Genomic DNA, 16969 nt, shown 5'->3' with positions numbered 1-16969 from the left:
CGCCTCCGGTCCCGCGGTCACTCGACTCCGCTGGGAGTGGGCGTCGGTGTGCGGCCGGCGAGGACTGCCTGAAGCCGCGGTGTGCCCTGCTCGACGGCGGTCGAGGTGGTGTCGTGGTCGACGCCGTCGAGCCCGCCGTTGGTGACCGTGATCGCGTTCGCGCCGATCTGGACGACGGCCACGTCCAGGGTGAGGGTCACGGGCTCACCCCCACTGTCGCCCTTCATCGTCACGGTCAGTCCCTGCCGTGCGTCGCCCTCTTCGGGCAGGGACATCTCGACGACCTGGACGGTGCGGTCACCGCTGTCGCCGCCGCTCACAGTGAACTGGTCGCAGGTGTCGGGAAGCGACCGCAGCCACTTCATCGACTCGTCGAGGTCGGACTTCTGGTACGCGGCGACCTGGTAGAGCAGCCGGGAGTCACCCTCCTGGAACCCGTTGAGCGCCGACGCCCCGGACGGGCGGCCCAGCAGGGTCTCGTCGTACAGCGAGTCGACCAGTTGCTGGCAGTCCGAGGCGTCGCTCTTCCCCTCGAGGAACGCGGCCACGTCGACCTGTCCGACGAGCAGGGAGTCCCGCCACTCCTGCGGGTTCTCGGCCTGCGTCCAGTTGTCCTCGAGGTCCGCCTCGGTGATCAGCGCGTTCCGCGCGCCGGTCTCGGTGAGCTCCGAGGCGGGCGACGACGTCGGCGACGAGGTCGGTGACGACTGCGTGGACGTGGGCGACTCGGTCTGCGCCGCGAGGGCCCGCTCGACGGCCGCGCCGGCGGTCTCCGACCCGGCCGACGCGCTGTTGTCCGCGCCGGAACAGGCCGCCGTGGTGAGCAGGGTCCCGGTGGCCAGTACGGCGGCCAGGACACGGGACGAGCAGACGATCGGGCGAGGGGTGGTCACGAGTGCCTCCTGAGGATGGGACGAGCGCCCCGGTGCCGGCCTGCCCCGGGCGCTTTCCGCCCTTGTCCTCCCACCGCATCACCGGTCCGCCCGGGCGACCAGCGCAGCGGAGGCACACGGGTGAGAACCGGCCCGCCTTCACACCTGCGTATCCGGGGGATCACCGGGAAGAAGCGATTCCGAGCGCGCTTCCCGGCGTCGTCCCGACGACGCTGGTACGTTCCGTTCGCAACGGCATGACCTGGAAAGGAACCCGGCCACGTCCCCCATCGACAGCGAGCCCACGCCCCCTTCCGAGGCGGTCAGGCGTCACCCCGCCCTGTTCCGCGCCGTCCGCCGCCGGCGGAACCCGCCACTGCGCCGGTCGGACATCACGGTGACGGACGAGCGGGCGGTCAAGCGAGCGGTGAAGGCCGCCTCGCTCGGCAACGCCATGGAGTGGTTCGACTTCGGCATCTACGCGTATCTGGCCGGCACCATCGGCCGGGTCTTCTTCCCCTCCGGGAGCGACACCGCGCAGCTGCTGTCGTCCTTCGCCACCTTCGCCGTCGCCTTCCTGGTGCGCCCGCTCGGAGGCATGGTCTTCGGGCCGATGGGCGACAAGGTCGGCCGCAAGAAGGTCCTCGCGCTGACGATGATCCTGATGGCGATCGGCACCGCCGCCATCGGCATGCTGCCGACCTACGCGGCCGTCGGCTTCTGGTCACCGCTGCTGCTGATCCTCTTCCGTCTGCTCCAAGGCTTCTCCACCGGCGGCGAGTACGGCGGTGCCTCCACCTTCATCGCGGAGTACGCCCCGGACAAGCGGCGCGGCTACTTCGGCAGCTTCCTCGAACTGGGCACGCTGGCCGGGTACACCGGCGCGGCGGGCCTGGTCACGGCCCTCACCGCCTGGCTCGGCTCCGACACGATGGACGCCTGGGGCTGGCGCATCCCGTTCCTGGTCGCCGGGCCGCTGGGCATCGTCGGCATCTACCTGCGGCTGAAGCTGGACGACACACCGGCGTATCTGAAGCTGGAGCAGGGCAATGTCCACATCACCGAGGCCGCGAACGCGGCGGAGACCACCGCCCACGGCGACCTCGCCAAGATCTTCCGGCAGTACTGGCCGACGCTGGTGCTGTGCATCGCGCTGGTCGGCGCGTACAACGTCACCGACTACATGCTGCTGTCGTACATGCCGACGTACCTGTCGGACGAGCTGCACTACAGCGAGAGCCACGGTCTGCTGATCCTGGTGGCCACCATGGTGGTGCTGATGCTGATCATCAACCAGGTGGGCCGGCTGAACGACCGGTTCGGCCGCAAGCCGTTGCTGATGACCGGCATGCTCGGCTTCTTCGTCCTGTCCGCCCCGGCGTTCCTGCTGGTGCAGCAGGGCAGTCTGCTCGCCGTCTCGGCCGGCATGCTGATGCTCGGCCTGTCACTGGTCTGCCTGCTGGGCACCATGTCGGCGGCGCTGCCGGCCATGTTCCCGACGCCGGTGCGCTACGGCTCCCTGTCGGTCGGCTACAACCTGTCGGCGTCCCTGTTCGGCGGCACGACGCCGCTGGTCATCACGGCCCTCATCGGCGCGACCGGCTCGGACATGATGCCGGCGTACTACTCGATGGCCGCGGCCCTGGTCGGTGTCATCGCGGTGGCCTGCATGAAGGAGACGGCCCAGCAGCCGCTCGAGGGCTCGCCGCCCTCGGTGCAGACGGAACAGGAGGCGGTGGAGCTGGTGCGGTCACAGGCACCGACACCGAAGTTCTGACGGCGCGGGCACGTCCGGTGGAACCGTCGGGCTCACCGGACGGACGTCGTCGAACACACGGCAGCCACGCGTCCGGCATGCGTGCCGTGCCGGACACGCGGCGGGCCGAGGACGTGACAGCGGAGCGCCTCCCCAGGGGTCACAGGCCGGTGACCTTGCTGCTCGCCGAGACCTCGTAGACAAGGGTGACGGTGCGTCGGCCGCCCGGGGCCAGCGGGATGTTCCAGCGGACGATGCCGTCCGCGTCGATCGCGTCGGGCGCGGGGGAGCAGTCGTCCCGACGCAGGCGTACCTCCACCGCCGAGACCTCGGAGACCGGGACGCGCTCCCGGACGACGACCGTCCTGTCGTCCTGCTCACCGGGGGCGGAGAACCTGGAGAGGTGCAGGCGGACGGTCCGGGTGAGGACGGTCCGCTGGGTGATCCCGGCGGTCTCGCGGGTCTCCTCGGTGTGCCGCAGCACCCGGTGGTCGTCCCGACTGCCGAAGGCGAGCTCGAGGGGGGCACCGGGGGCGGTGAAGTCCAGGGTGCCGCGTCCGCTGAACCCACTGCCGCGGATCAGGTCGACAGGCCCGGCGAGCAGTGCGTGGCCGGACCGGTTGTCGCACCGCACCACCTGGGTGACCAGGGGCGACAGCTCGGGCGAACTGGCGTACTCACTCCTCGCGGGCGAGGTGAACGAGGAGAGCGGCACCCGGTGGGCGCGGCCGTCGGCCGGCACGGAGACCGGTGCGGGGGAGTGGAGCACGCGCACCTCCCCGCCGTCGTCCACGCCCGGCAGCCCGAGCACGGGGGCGGGACCGAGGTCCGCGACCTCCTCCTCGCGCAGGTCGACGTGGACGGTGCGGCGCTCCGCGGCGGAACGCTCCTGGAGCGTCAGCCGGTCCTCGCCGAGCCGGGGCGGTTCCGCGGCCCCCGCGGAGCGGGCCGTCGACAAGGTCAGCCGTACGCCCGACCAGTCCTCGCCGGTGCGCTGCCAGACGATCGCGTCCGTGTCCAGCGTGAGGGAATCCCCGTCGAGCACGGCCCGATAAGCGGGCCGCCACACCGCGCACGGCGTGAGATGGCTCAGCCGCAGCCCGGCCTGCCCGGCGGCCGGGGCGCGCACGGTCAGCTCGATGTGACCGACCAGCTCGGCGGGCTCCGCCTCGGAGAGGTCCAAGGCCCGCCGGGTCTCGGACAGTTCGGCGGTGACGGCGGACAACTCGGCCTCCACGGAGCGCAGCCGCTCGCCGTGGGAGTCGCGTTCGCCGTCCACCCGGTCCAGTTCCCGGGCCCAGCGGTCCCTTTCCGCCTCTCCGTAGCCGGCGCCCTCGCCGATCTCCCGCAGCAGATCGGTGGCGAGACGGCCGAGCAGATCGAGACGGGCACGCAGCCGGTCACGCCGCTGCTCCAGGGCCGTCCGCTTCTCTTCCAGGGCCGTCACGTGCCGGCGCAGCGCGGAGTCGTCGTCGGCGGGCCCCGGCCCGCGCGGCGTCCAGCCACGGACGATCCGCGCGTCGAGCACGGTCGCCGGGTGACCGGCGGTCAGCTCGGCATGGAGGGTACGGTCCACGGCCAGCGCGCTGACCGGTCCGAGACGCAGTCGCTGCGTGCCGGCCTTCAGATCGAGCACGGTCGCACGCTCGACGTGAGCACGGTCCTCCGTACAGGTGACGGCGGTGACGGGGAGGGGGATGAGCTCCGATGACGTAGACATGCTGGGTCAGCTCCTGCGGTTGCCGCCGGTAAGGGCCTTGCCGGCCGGGATCCGGATTTCGTAGCCGCCGTCGAGAGCGGTGGTGCCGCCGGCGGGCAGTTCGATCCGCCACAGGCGTGTGCCCGGCGCGTGGCGCTCCGGGCCGGTGTCGCCTTCGGGCGCCGTCCAGTCGGCGCGTTCCTCGATCCGGATGTCCGCGTCGGAGGTGACGGGCACGCGCTCGCGCACCTCCACGGAGACGGGCACCGGAAGCCGGTTGGCCAGCTCCACGTGGACGCGGTGGTCGAGCACCGTGACGTTGTTGCGCAGCCCCGCGGTCGACTCGTGCAGATTCACCCGGCGGGTGACCCCGATGGCCTCGGCCGGTCCGAGCCCCACCCGGGACACGCCGCCCGGGGCGAGCGTGGGCAGCGCGGCGGTCAGCAGGAACTCCTCGTTCACGGTGACCTCCACCGGACCGGCCAGCAGGGCCTGATCGGTGGCGTTGGAGAGCACCAGCGTCGTGTACGCGGTCTGCTCCACGGACGGAACGCAGATGTACTCGGTGCGCAGGCCGACCGGGATCTCGCCGACGGTGACGGTGTGCCAGGTGCCGTCCGAGGGAATGTCGGCGGGGGCCGCGGCATCGAACCGGTGGTCGAAGGAACCCGCAGACTCGCGGGGCCGCACGGCGTGCCCGGGAAGGGGCAGCGCGCCCACCGTCTCGGCGCGGCGGCGGTACTCGGCGGTCACCGGGTCGAAGCCGGAGCCGGGGAACAGCCTGCCCCGGCGGCCGCCCGGCTCGTCCGGGCCGCACAGGACGAGCGCGGAGTAGTCGAGTTCGGCGCCGTCCGGCTGCGGCGGACCGGCCACGGGCACCGGCGGCGCGGACGCCGCGGACGCGGCGGGCGGTGGTGGAGCCGCCCCGAAGGCCGCGGGAGCAGCCGGGGCGGCTCCGGGCGCGGCGGGCGCGGCGGGCCGCGCGCCGGTACGCGGCCCGCCGCCCGGCCGGGCCCGGGCGCTGCCGAAGGCCGGCCGGGCGGCGCCCTCCGGGAGCGGGACGGGCGGGGGCGGGGGAACGGGGCCGGGCGCGGCACCGGCCACAGCCCCGGACGCCGGCCTCGTGTCGGGGCGGGGGCCTGCCGTGTCGTAACCGGCGAAGAGATCGGTCAGCCCCGCCGGGTGCTCACGCCAGCCCGAAGGCGCGGGGGCGGACTGACTGCGTCCGACGCGGACCGAGCGGAGCCGGGGCAGGTCGGTGCGACGGCGCAGATCGGCGGTGGCCAGGGCGATGCGCACACCGGTCCAGTCCTCACCCGTGCGCTGGGCGACCGAGGCCCGCAGCACCAGGGATCCGTCGCTCTCGCCCTCCCGATGGGTGAGCCGGTAGGCGGGCACCCAGACGGCGCCGGGCACCCCGTACTCCACCTCCAGCTCCACCTCCGCGTCGTCCGCGCCGTCCAGCGTCAGGACCGCGCACATCGAGTCGGCCACCGGTGCCGAGGGCGCGTCGGTGGAGGCACGGGAGAGCCTGTCCACGGCGACCGTGAGCTCGTGCTCGACCCGGCGCAGCTCCTCCTCCAGCTCACGGAGCCTGCCGTGCAGCCCGGTCAGGCGCTCGTCGACGAACTCGGAGAGCTCCAGCCACGCGTCGACCGGGGTACGGCGATGCGGGTCGTCCCGCCTGCGGGCCGGCGGCACCGGACGGAGCGCCCCGACCTCCTCGATCAGACCCAGCTGCCGGTCCCGGCGGTCCCGCGCCGCCGCCCACTCGTCGCGCAGCCGCTTCTCCTCACGCCGCAACTCGTCGGACGGTTCCGCATCGAGGAGTTCGGCCTCCACCTCCACCCGGGCCTCGGTGACACGTACCCCGGACGCTTCGACGACGCGGGCCCGCAACGAACCCGGGTCCAGCGAGCGGGGCAGTCCCGCCACCCGCACGCGTCCGCCCGCCGGCACCGTGCCCCGGGCCAGGCGGCGGCAGAGCGCGCCCTGCGCGTACACCACCACCGAATCGAGAGTCGATGCCCACCTCGGGGCCGTTCCAGCCGTCATGCGCTCCCCCACCCAGCCGTTTCCGTGCCGAGGGCAGCCTACGCGGTGACCGGCCCGAGGCCGGGTCGAGGCGGATCGTCATAATCCTCGGAACGGTCCTCAAGGAGGCGGTCACACATGCGTATCGCGGTTGTCGGAGCCGGTGGAGTCGGTGGTTACTTCGGAGCGCGGCTGGCCGCGGCGGGCCACGAGGTCACGTTCGTGGCCCGGGGCCGTCATCTGGAGGCCGTACGCAGCTCGGGGCTGCTGGTCCGCAGCCCGCTGGGGGACGTGCGCACCCAGCCCGGCTCGGCCGTCGACAGCGTTGCCCGACTCGGTCCCACGGACCTGGTGGTCGTCGCCGTGAAACTCTGGGACACCGAGGACATCGCCATACAACTGGCTTCCTCGAAGGCGGGGGACGCCCCTGTGCTCTCGCTGCAGAACGGGGTGCACAAGGACGACATCCTCCGCCGTCACCTGCCCGCGGACTCCGTCCTGGGCGGAACGTGCTTCATCTCGGCCTTCATCGAGGAACCCGGCGTCGTCAGGCACAACAGCGCCCTGCAGAGAATGGTCTTCGGCGCCCGCCACCCGGATCAGGAATCCGTCGTACAGCGGTTTCTGACCGCCTGTCGTGAGGCGGGCATCGACGCGGAGACCAGTGCGGAGATCGACAGGGTGATCTGGGAGAAGTTCGTCTTCCTCGTCGGGCTGTCGGCCACCACGGCCACCGTCCGCCGGCCCATCGGTGTCGTCCGTTCCCACGAGCGTTCCCGGGCACTGCTGCGGGAGATCATGGAGGAGACCGTGGCGCTCGCGCAGGCGTCGGGTGTCGCGCTGGACGACACGTTCGCCGAGCGTCAACTGGCCTTCTGCGACACGCTGCCCGCGGACATGACGTCCTCCATGCACAACGACCTGGAGAACGGCAACCGTCTCGAGCTGCCCTGGCTCAGCGGGGGAGTGGCCGACCTCGCGGCCCGGCTCGACGTCCCCGCACCGCGCAACCGGACGGTGGCCGACATCCTGTCCCCGTACGTGCTCGGAGCGGCGGCGGGGTGACGGCTGCCGCCTCACCAGACCAGGCACCAGTACGTGCCGTGGTGCCCGATGCCGATACGGCCGTTCCGCGGAACCAGGCCGGGGTCCGGCTGCCCCACGGCCGCCATCGAGCAGGCGGGGTCACCGACCGCGTCGGCGTCCGCCATGCGGTGGGCGGCGGCCGTCGCGGCCGGGGAGGTGTACCACGTGGTGGTCACCCGTTTGCCGCCACCGGCCGTGGGCGTCGGCCCGGGTGACATGACGGACGGCGTCGCTACATGCTTCGAGGGCGCCGGCCGCGTCGTCGGTGTCCGTGTCGGTGCTGGGCGGGCGGGTGATGCAGGGTGCTTCGGCGTCGCGGACTTCGGCGGGGGTTCGGGGGCGGCGGGCTTCAGCGTGGATCTGGGCGTGGCGTGCTTCGACGGGGGTTCGGGTGTCGCGGACTTCGGCGGGGGCTTGGGTGTGACGGGCTTCGGCGGGGGTTCGGGCGTGGCGTGCTTCGACGGGGGTTCGGGTGTCGCGGACTTCGGCGGGGGCTTGGGAGTGACGGACTTCGACGGAGGTTCGGGTGTTGCGGGCCGCTGCGGGAGTTCGGGTGTCGCGGACCGTGGCGAGGGTGCGGGTGTCGGGGAGCCCGGCGAGGGGCGGGGTGTTGTGGTCCGCGCCGGTCGCGGCGGTGTGGTCGGTCCCGCCTTCGGAGTGCGCAGGGCCGACGCGCCGGTCGCGGTCCGCTGGGGCACGGGCCGACTGCTGGGCGGCGCCGGCCGGGTCGTGGGCCTCTGACCCGGCGGCGCCGGCTCGGTTGCCGTCCGCAGTGCCGGCGGCAGCGGCTCGCCGGTCGGCCGCTGTGCCGGCGGCGTCGGTCGGGTCGTCGGCCGCCGGCTCGGCGGGGCCGGCGGGGTCGGCTGACGGGGCCGGGACGCCGTCGGCCCGGGTGACAGCGTGGACGTCGGCGTCCGCCGTGCCGTGCTCGACGGCTCTGTCGTGAACGTCCAGGACGGCAATGGGTTCAGCGTCGGAAGGGACAGGTCGTTCGAGGCCGAAGGCGTGGGGCTGGGCGTGCCGCCGTCCTGCGCCACCAACACCCATACGCCGATGCCACCGAGGACGAGCACAGCGGCGCCGCCTGCGATCCACGGGGCACGCCGGGGCGGGCGTCGGTGACGGTTCATGGTCTTACTGTCCTATGTGACCTGGCGGGGCGCCTGTCGCGTCGTCCGGACATCGTGCTCCCCGCCCGGTCGCTCCGCCCGTGCGAGTGACACGGAGGCCTCTCCGGCCCCCTTCCGAACGGGGTAGCTCCGGGTGCACCACGCCGACTCGGGTTCGAGTCTGGGGTCATGCGCATCCGTCCATGGGCCGTCGTGGAGCCGCCCGACAGCCGTGGCCTCCGCCGAGTCACCATCGGCGGTGAGACGGCCGGCAGTGCCTGGTCACCGGACGAGCTGCGAAAAATACTCCGCCGTTTCGATTACCCGGAAAACGCGGACCTGGATGATCCGTCATCCATATCCTGGCGCGGGGGTGACAGCAGGCCATGGCCCGACCGGGACATGGCCCGACCGGGCCTGGAGAAGGCGCACGGTCATGTCGCTCATGATGGCCGGGCTGCTTGTCCCCATGACCTTCAGCGCGGTCATCGGATGGCCGGACGCCTCGGGGGCCCCGGCTTTCGCACAACGCATCACCGGTGTTCTGTTCGTCCTGTCGGGTGTCGTGCAAGGAGCGGCGGCGACAGCGGCTCGGGACTACTGGGGAAGGCGGCAGTTCAGGGCCTCCGGGGCGATCGTCCTGCTCGGGGTGATCGTTGTGCTGGCCACCGACAGCCTCCTTCGTTTCCTCTGGCTGGAGGAGAGGAAGTACACGCATCACGTATTGGTCTACATGCCCCTGTGGTGCTGGTCCGTATGGGCACTGAGCTGTTTCCAACCTGACCGGAGGTTGGACTGGTGAACCCGGCAGCGGGCACGAAGGAAGCTCCTGGTAGACGGGTTCACGACCAAGATCACCAGTCCGCCAGGGGCTTTCGCGTGCTTGTCCACCCGCCCGGTATCGATCTGTCCAGCCGCACCCTGCAACACCTGTCCGGTCTCCTCGCAGGTCACCGCCGCCGGATCGGCTCCCGGTGGCGTCGCCTGACCTGTGGCCGGCAGGCCGCCCTGCTCGTCCTGGCCCACCTGCGCTGCGGTGACACCTACGCTGCGCCTCGCAGCGGGTTTCCGCGTCGGGGTCGCGACGGTCTACCGGTACATATGCGAGGCCGTCGACCTCCTGGCCGCTCCGGCGCCCACACCGGAGCAGGCGATGCAGACAGTGCGGAAGAAGGCGTACGTGATCCTCGACGGCGTCGTGCTGCCGATCGACCGCATCGCTGCCGACCAGCCGTACTACTCGGGGAAGAAGCGCCACGGGATGAACGTGCAGGTCCTCGCGGATCCAGCCAGCCGCCTGATCTGGGCCTCGGACGCGCTGCCCGGAGCCGTGCACGATCCGACCGAGGCCCGGACCCACGGCATTCCCGCCGCTCTCGCCGCCGACGACGTCAAGTGCTGGGCGGACAGTGACGATGGGTGGTGGCGTCACCGACAGATCCGTCTCCTGGGCTGGCTGACCGGAATCTTGATCCGTAGCCTCGGCGAACGCGCCATGGCCACCCTCAAATGCTGGCGGCTCCTGCGGAAGATCCGCTGCAGTACCACCCGGATCACCGCCGTCGTCCGTGCCGTTGTCGCCCTCGAACTCGCCACCTGATCAAGATAGGAAAGGCTCATTATTTCGCGGACGGCTTCGCGCGGTGGGTATGCCATACGTCGCCAGGGCTGCCAGCTTGGTTCCACTGCGGCTCACACCGTTGGGCGCACGCCTCTCTTGATGTGCCGACGATGACCCCGCGGGCCCCTTCGTCACGCAGGCCGAGCGGACCCTCGACCTCGACATGCCGCATCGGGTCCAGCATTTTGTCCGGCCCCATCGTCGGCGGTGGCCCCATGCGCAATCCACGAGGTAGGAGCGACTCATTCGCGCGAAGGGTGGCGTATGCACGCGGGTCCGAGACCGTGACACGGTACTCGAGCTGCCCGTTGATTAGGCCGACGCTGACGGCAGTTGTCAGGTTCGGATGGTCTACGCCGAGTCTCTGAGCGGTGGCTTTGACGTCGAGGGCCAACTGATTGAGCATCTTTCCGTCGGTGGAGTAGAACGCCTTGGTGAAAGTCGGGACGTCGCGGGGTAGGCCCCCCGCGGGAGGACCGGTTGCGCCAGGCAAAGCCGTGCCGGCGGGCGCTGCGGTGATCCCGGCCGATCTCGCTTCCGAAGCGACGACGGTTGTCTGTTGCTTCTTGTCACCTTGCCGGTTGAGCGCCTCGTTCCTGTTGCGTGCTTGCACGATGCCGGCGAGTCCGCCCCCCAGGCCGTTGAAGACATCCCGTGCCTGTTGCTGTACGGCGGGCTGCCTCAGTTGGTCGTATTGATCCTCCGGCATCGTGAATTCCACGCCGTCCGCCATGACGGTTACTGAGCCTGCTTCGCGCACTGGTGGGAGACCGACGGACGGGCCCCGGAAGTCTTCCGATTTCGGGGGCTTGCCTGCGGTGTTGCCGCGCTGCGCGTTCTGGGCGCTCTGCGTAAGGCGCGTCTGCACGTATTGGTACAGAACCTGGTCTGTAACGGGTCCGAGGCCCAGTTGCAGTTTCGCCTCGTCGAAGGACTTAGCGCCTAGAAGCACACCGACGAGGTCAGGGGGGGCCGGTGGGCCGATCTCACCAGGCTTCCCCCCCTCACCCGGCTTGCCACCCTCGGGGGGTTTGCCGCCTTCCGAGGGCTTGCCTGGAGGCGGTGGTGGTCCGATATCCCCTGGTTTCCATCCCTCCGGGGGCTTGCCGCCCTCAGGTGGCTTGCTGCCCTCCGGGGCCTTGCCGCCCTCCGGCGGTTTGCCACCTTCCGGGGGTTTGCTGCCCTCAGGGGGTTTGTCGCCTTCCGGGGGCTTCCCTGGAGGCGGTGGTGGTCCGATATCCCCTGGTTTCCATCCCTCCGGGGCCTTGCCGCCCTCCGGGGCCTTGCCGCCCTCGGGGGGTTTGCCACCTTCCGGGGGTTTGCCGCCTTCCGGGGGCTTGCCTGGAGGTGGTGGTGGTCCGATATCCCCTGGCTTCCATCCCTCCGGGGCCTTGCCCGTTGGATCCGGACTCACGGGATCTGAGTCAAAGAACTGCGGCACGTCTTCGAGGGAGGGATTTCTGTCTCCAAGGCCATCGAGTTTACCTTCCTCCCGGCCGCTATGCCTGTTTTTGTCATACTCTCTCTGAGCTTCTGGCGACAGGCTGAAATTCAGGGTGAGAGAGGCATTTTGAGGAATTGTATTGTTGTCATCTTTCGATGTGCTCGTGCCCTGCGTCGATGAGGGCGGGTTCGGCTGCGCCGGCGACTGTGTCTGCCCGCTTGCCTGCTGTGTGGACTGGCTCTGGTTGGCACCTGAAGAACTGGTGTTCGCGTCGTAGCTGGCGTTGTCATAGGTAGTCGACGATGTTTGGGAAGGTCCCGCGTCTTTATTGTCGCGAGACTGCGTTTCGCCCCCAGGGGAACTCGGCCCGGAGTCGCTGGAGCCGGTGCCTCGGGTTGGTTCGGGTATCGGAGGTGGGCGGTCTCGCTTGCGGTCGCGGTCTGACTTTTGGTCCGACTCTGGCGAGCGGTCCTTGCTACGCATCGGTGCCTCCCCCGGATTTGCTGCCGTCGGTCTCACGTTCCGAGTGCTGGACACGGTCGCCGTCCGAGTCGATCACCGCCTCTTTTGTCGTAGTGACTCCCGGCCGACCCGCTGCTGTCAAGAACTCAGAAAGGGCCCTTCGTTCAATTCCGGGGTGTGCCCATCGTTCGTTCGAGAGCATCTGCTGGCCGAAGCACAGGGCGATAGAGTCGGCGACGTCTCCGAGCCATGTGTCGAGGGCGGCATCCGAGTTCTCGTCAGGGAATTCGACGAGCTCGTACGCGGCGCGCCGGCAGACCTCCCAGAGTGCGGGCTGTCCGTTCGAGGGTGCGGTGCGGTCGGTGGCTCGCGCTGCCGTCCAGGTCTCGTTGAAGGCGCCCGACGCGACGAGGTCGGCGACGGGAAGCCTGCACAGACACGGCCCCGCCCGGTCAGCCCAGATTCGGGGGCAGCCCTGGTACGGCCCGTATGCGGAGCCTTGCAAGTCGAGGAGCAGTGTGCGTAGGGCGCCCATGCTGCCATTGCCGTCGCGGCCTTCCAGGTGGTCCGACAGGGCCCTGTTGACGAGCTCTGCTATGGCGGCGGTTTGAGCGTAGGTCCAACCTGCACGCGCGCCCCAGGCGTTGGCGAGGCCACGGGCGCCGTGTTGGGCGAGGCAGTGGAACAGGGCGGGGAGGTCCATCCAAGGGGGGCAGCGAGGCGCCACGGCCGTCACGATGTCAGGCCAGTTGCGGGTGAGCGCGTCCTGTGTCTGCACGGCGGACAGGACGAGGCGGGTGATGCTGCGATGGACTGCCGGTGCCTCCAGCAGGCGGCGTGCCGTCTCGCATTCCATCGGCGAGGCGAGGCAGTGCTGGTCGCAGTCGGTCGTAGGTCGGAGGTCCGGGACGATCCCTGTGGCGGCGTCGGGCCGGCTCGTGTGGCTGCGGACCTCTTGGTGCGAAGGCCATGTTCCCGATCCGCCCTTGCCGAGCGGGATCTGGAGGAGCAGGGGCGCGTCCTCGCCGTCGGTGAAGACAGCCGCGCGGCCCACTGGCAGGGTGGCCAGGGCTGCGGTGTGGCGCTGGGTCATGGCCATCGCCCCGCCCAGCGTCTCCCGGTCGTCGCTGGCGACGATACGGTGCGCGATCTTGAGGTTGGTGTTCTTGACGACATCCGGTGAGAGCTTGCTGGGCACCTGGTCCACGATGACGACGCCCTGCCCGTAGGCACGTACCTCGGACAAGAGGTGTGCGAAGGTCTCAACAGCCTTGCCACGGGCATCCGCTTCTACGTTCTCGCCGCCGCCTTGCGGCCGGGTGGTGGCGGTCAGCAGCCGGTGGGCCTCCTCGATGACGAGCAGATGCCGCAGGGTTTGGGCGTCTCCATGGGTGCGGCGGTACTCCACCAAACGGATCATGATCAAGCCCATCATGAAGGCCTTGTCGTCGTCGTCACCCATGCCTTCGAGCTCGATAACAACGAGCCGGCCAAGAAGCTCGTCCCAATTCGTCCAGTGGCGTGTGTCGAGCATGCGGCCCTTACCGGTGGTGCGCAGGCTGTTGAGGCGCGTGCCGAGAGCCGCTCGCAGGTCGCCGGCCACCTTGTCCTCGTATCCGAGGTTGGGGACGGTGGATTCGACCTTTGCCACGAGATCCGTGAGCGTGGGGAAAGACTCCGATCGGTTTGATCCGTCAAGCCTTCGGTTGGTGTCAGCCGTTACATCCCAGCCGCGATCAATGTAGACGTCATGGAGACATCTCTCAAGAATTTGAGGCAGAGGCGTCCACATTCCGAAGCTCGCGTTGAATACCGACCTGAGGAGGTCGATATGGACGGCGACCGGAATTCCGTCCGGGACCTCGAAAGGATTCAGCCGCATCGGCGAGACATTCTCGTTGCCGGGGGTGAGGACGGTGATCCGCTCTCCCAGGCCAGGGTCGCGCAGCAGCACGCGGTACTCCGATTTGGCAGGCTCGAGAACCAGGAATGGAATTCCCCTCTCAGCTGCTTCCCGCAGCAGGTTGAAGACCGTGTTGGTCTTTCCTGAACCGGTGACTCCGGCTACGAAGGTGTGGCGGGTCAGCTTGTCAGGGTGTATCGCGTAGGGCGTGGTTCTGACGCGCTGGCGTTCCACCACTGTTCCCAGGGTGAGGGAGCCGTCGGGCGCAGGGGGAGGGACCGTGTCGAAAGCCGGTACCTGGGTGATCGTCAGACCGTTGGTCTCGGTGGTAGGGAAGTCGATGTAGGCCGCGAGTTGCGTCGAACTATGAAGCGTCTGGTGATCGAAGGGCGGGCGGTAGCGCCCGTCGGTGTCGCCCTGGTGCGGGGGGTTGGGCAGGGACCAGGCGTCGGCGAGCATTGGTACGTCGTCGCGATCCCACACACGTATGGGTTCGGGAAGTGATTGGTTGCCGGAGTACACCCCGCGCCACAGGCTGGCTGCGTGAGGGTAGCTGTCGTGATCTCCGAGTACGTAGACCGCGGTGCGCCAGGCTCCCGTGCCCTCGGCGTCGGCGAATGCGCGAAGCTGGAGGCCTAGCAGTTCCGAGTAGTGGTCTGCCAGGGGACGCGGGACTCCGGCGAACTTGGTCTCGGTCTGCACGCCTCGGAGCTCGTTGACGAGGCGGAGCTTGAGGCCCCGCAGAGCCGACTCGCCGATGGGCTGCGCAAGGATCAAGGCACCCCATCGCAAGCCCTGCAGCGCCTGCAACAGCCGGTCGATCTGATGGCCTGCGTCAGCGGTATCGGGCGCCTTCGGGGTCGGGACGCCCATGACCAGGCCGCCGAGCGGCCACGAGCCTGATACGGGTTCGGTGACGGTCATGTCCACCACGGGGTAGAGGCCGCGCAGAGCGGTCTGCACAAGTCGGCCGTTCTCCCGGACTGCTTCTGGCGACGATCCGGCGGACAGCCAGGTACCGATGCGGAGCGACACGCGATCCGCATCACAGGTGAGCATGAATGCCAGCGGGACGTGATATCCGCACAGGCTGACCAGCAGGTCCCGCGGCGTCGCGCTGTTCGAGGCCTTGTCGCTACGGCCGATGCCGTCGACTCTCATGAGCGTGCGCAGATCGACCGGGGAGGTGGTGAAGGACTGGCCGGCGGCCAGGCCGGGCGGAACGAATCCTGCCCGCTGAAGTCGGTCCAGGTCCAAGGCGACGGTGTCGGTCATGGCGCGGGGGGCGGCCATCATGGCTCAGGGAAGTCGGTCGGGAATCCAGGAGGGGGACCGGTACCAGAGAAATCGGAAATGGTCCAGAGGATGAGCGCCAGGACTCCGAGCACGAAAATCACCACGGCTGCGATGTAGGCCGCCTTCGGTATTCCTTTGGCATGCACGCCGGCTCCGGTGGTGAGGTTGTCCAGCTTAGTCGCCCGCAGGGTTCCGTTCTTCACCTTGCCGCGGACCCGCACCAGATCACCCTCCTGGATCGAACCGTGAAAGGCCAGGCCGCGCATTTCCACGGGGATGAGTACGGTGCGGCTTCCGGCAGCGTCATACCGCTCTATGCGGAACATCCAAATGGTCTCTGATGCGCCCTCCCCGCGTGACTCGGACCGCGTCTGTATGCCGCGGACCTGCCCCTCGACCTGCGCTTCACCGTTAGGGAGCGGAGCCGTTCCGGCGGCACCATGCACCGATCCGCCTCCCTGTCCCGGGAAAGCGCCGGCATCGCCGGATGGGCCGCCTGGTTGCCAGGCGCCGCCGGCCGGGCGAGACGACTGGCCCCACGTCCGGAACGGCTGCTGAGACGGCGTGGACGGGGCGTCAGCATAGGAGTTCGGGACCGCCTGCCCGCATGCTCCACATACTTGTGCATCGAAGGCAAGGCTCGTACCGCAATGGGTGCACGTCCTGGCCCTGGCCATATATGGATTTTAACGCTGCTGGACCAGATGCAGCACATGGAACGGGCCTGGCAGGGCGTTGATCGCCACCCCCCCCGGCCGCGCCATCGATCACGGCCGGTCCAATGCAGTGCGCCGCTTCACCCGGGTGACCTATGGGGCCTCGAGGGCATGCTGATGCGTGACCGCCAGCACGCCTCGTGCACTGCCCGGCTCGCCTCCTCCACCTCGGCCATCACGTGATGCGCGGCATGAAGACGGACGAGATCTTCAAGATCCGGAAGATCTCGCCACTCAACCTTCCTGACGAGAGATCGGTCACTGGCCACGCGTTCGCAAGCTGTCGTGCTCCCCTCGCAGATGTGACTGATTCCAGGGCCCAGCCGTGCCTGGTCACTACAGCTGGACGTCGATGTGGTCTCGACGTCCGTGAACTCGACCAAGAGGCCGCTGGCACGGCGACCGCGGTCCTTGAAGTGGATCTCCTGGAAGCCCTCGGCGGCGATGGCCAGAAGCCGATCTTCGGTAGCGCCCTGCTCCTGGGCTTCGAAGAGACGCGCCGCGTAGGCGGAGGGCAGAGCCTGGGTGAGGTGGCGCATGCGCCCGTCGTCCGTGGTGCCGGCCGCAGCGGTGTAGCCGAACCGGGCCCGGGTCTCGATGACGAGTCCGCCGCTGGTGGCGGCCGCCTTCTTCGCCTTGGCCCGGATCTGCGGCTGCCAGCGCCTGCGGACCTCGCCCTCGAAGCGGGCTGCGAGGTCCTTCCGGGGGCGCTTGATCTTGCCGGTGACGTATCGCTCCACGGTGCGCTGGGAAACGCCCAGGGCCTCTGATGCGGCCTTGGTTCCCTTGAGTTGCTTGACGAGGTACTTCATCTGCGCCTGTGCCGATCTGGGGGCGGGGCGTGTGAACGCCTTTGCCACCGCCTGGTCGAGGCTGTCCCCGAGCTTGCCCATCGCGGTCTACTCCCCGGCGGCGGTTCTCGCGGGCCGGCGTGCAGCCCGTACCGACTGGACGCGTGATCCCGCCCCGCG

11 protein-coding genes and 2 pseudogenes are annotated in these 16969 nt (G+C 69.7%); 5 read left to right on the top strand and 8 right to left on the bottom strand.

What is annotated here, in order from left to right; genetic code table 11:
- Positions 1-17: 17 nt before the first annotated feature.
- On the bottom strand, positions 18-893 hold the full coding sequence (locus tag AMK33_RS18850; protein WP_073934000.1) for a hypothetical protein: 876 nt from the start codon (positions 891-893) through the stop codon (positions 18-20).
- Positions 894-1134: 241 nt separating this feature from the next.
- Between AMK33_RS18850 and AMK33_RS18845 the strand changes: the two genes are divergently transcribed.
- On the top strand, positions 1135-2649 hold the full coding sequence (locus tag AMK33_RS18845; RefSeq protein WP_073933999.1) for an MFS transporter: 1515 nt from the start codon (positions 1135-1137) through the stop codon (positions 2647-2649).
- A 139-nt stretch (positions 2650-2788) separates the two neighbouring features.
- On the opposite strand, the gene AMK33_RS18840 is transcribed toward AMK33_RS18845, so the two are convergent.
- Both AMK33_RS18840 and AMK33_RS18835 read right to left on the bottom strand, forming a co-directional pair.
- The gene (locus AMK33_RS18840) at positions 2789-4348 is read right to left on the bottom strand and encodes a DUF4139 domain-containing protein (RefSeq protein WP_073933998.1); all 1560 of its coding nucleotides are present in this window, start codon (positions 4346-4348) and stop codon (positions 2789-2791) included.
- A gap of 6 nt (positions 4349-4354) precedes the next feature.
- The gene (locus AMK33_RS18835; RefSeq protein ID WP_073933997.1) at positions 4355-6382 is read right to left on the bottom strand and encodes a DUF4139 domain-containing protein; all 2028 of its coding nucleotides are present in this window, start codon (positions 6380-6382) and stop codon (positions 4355-4357) included.
- A 117-nt stretch (positions 6383-6499) separates the two neighbouring features.
- Between AMK33_RS18835 and AMK33_RS18830 the strand changes: the two genes are divergently transcribed.
- Positions 6500-7426 carry a ketopantoate reductase family protein gene (locus tag AMK33_RS18830; RefSeq protein WP_073933996.1) on the top strand — a complete coding sequence of 309 codons (927 nt, stop codon included), beginning with the start codon at positions 6500-6502 and terminating at the stop codon, positions 7424-7426.
- Between the two features lie 11 nt (positions 7427-7437).
- Here AMK33_RS18830 and AMK33_RS42185 read toward each other — a convergent pair whose 3' ends face one another.
- Positions 7438-7623, bottom strand: coding sequence for a hypothetical protein (locus AMK33_RS42185; RefSeq protein ID WP_143203840.1), 186 nt, complete (start codon positions 7621-7623; stop codon positions 7438-7440).
- A gap of 436 nt (positions 7624-8059) precedes the next feature.
- Here AMK33_RS42185 and AMK33_RS44720 point away from each other — a divergent pair, with 436 nt between their 5' ends.
- The 3 genes and pseudogenes from AMK33_RS44720 (at position 8060) to AMK33_RS18815 (ending at position 10156) form a co-directional block, all read left to right on the top strand.
- Positions 8060-8188, top strand: coding sequence for a hypothetical protein (locus tag AMK33_RS44720; protein WP_268817372.1), 129 nt, complete (start codon positions 8060-8062; stop codon positions 8186-8188).
- Positions 8189-8992: 804 nt separating this feature from the next.
- Positions 8993-9358, top strand: coding sequence for a hypothetical protein (locus AMK33_RS42465; protein ID WP_158075130.1), 366 nt, complete (start codon positions 8993-8995; stop codon positions 9356-9358).
- Between the two features lie 77 nt (positions 9359-9435).
- Positions 9436-10156: pseudogene (locus AMK33_RS18815) on the top strand (transposase family protein).
- Positions 10157-10175: 19 nt separating this feature from the next.
- On the opposite strand, the gene AMK33_RS42180 reads toward AMK33_RS18815, so the two are convergent.
- The 4 genes and pseudogenes from AMK33_RS42180 to tpg all read right to left on the bottom strand — a co-directional run.
- Entirely contained in the window at positions 10176-10910 is a 735-nt protein-coding gene (locus tag AMK33_RS42180; protein WP_143203839.1) for a hypothetical protein, read from the bottom strand.
- 1186 nt (positions 10911-12096) lie between these two features.
- The gene (locus AMK33_RS18805; RefSeq protein WP_158075129.1) at positions 12097-15261 is read right to left on the bottom strand and encodes an ATP-binding protein; all 3165 of its coding nucleotides are present in this window, start codon (positions 15259-15261) and stop codon (positions 12097-12099) included.
- Between the two features lie 17 nt (positions 15262-15278).
- A complete protein-coding gene (locus AMK33_RS18800; protein WP_073933991.1) occupies positions 15279-15608 on the bottom strand; it encodes a hypothetical protein in 330 nt (109 codons plus the stop codon).
- A 749-nt stretch (positions 15609-16357) separates the two neighbouring features.
- Positions 16358-16891 (bottom strand): annotated as a pseudogene (tpg, locus tag AMK33_RS18795) (telomere-protecting terminal protein Tpg); the annotation flags it as partial.
- Positions 16892-16969: the final 78 nt, after the last annotated feature.

It is taken from the genome of Streptomyces sp. CB02400, assembly GCF_001905725.1.
Classification (GTDB): domain Bacteria; phylum Actinomycetota; class Actinomycetes; order Streptomycetales; family Streptomycetaceae; genus Streptomyces; species Streptomyces atrovirens.
The sequence above is the reverse complement of the archived record's forward strand: the minus strand, read 5'-3'. Positions and strand labels throughout refer to the sequence as shown.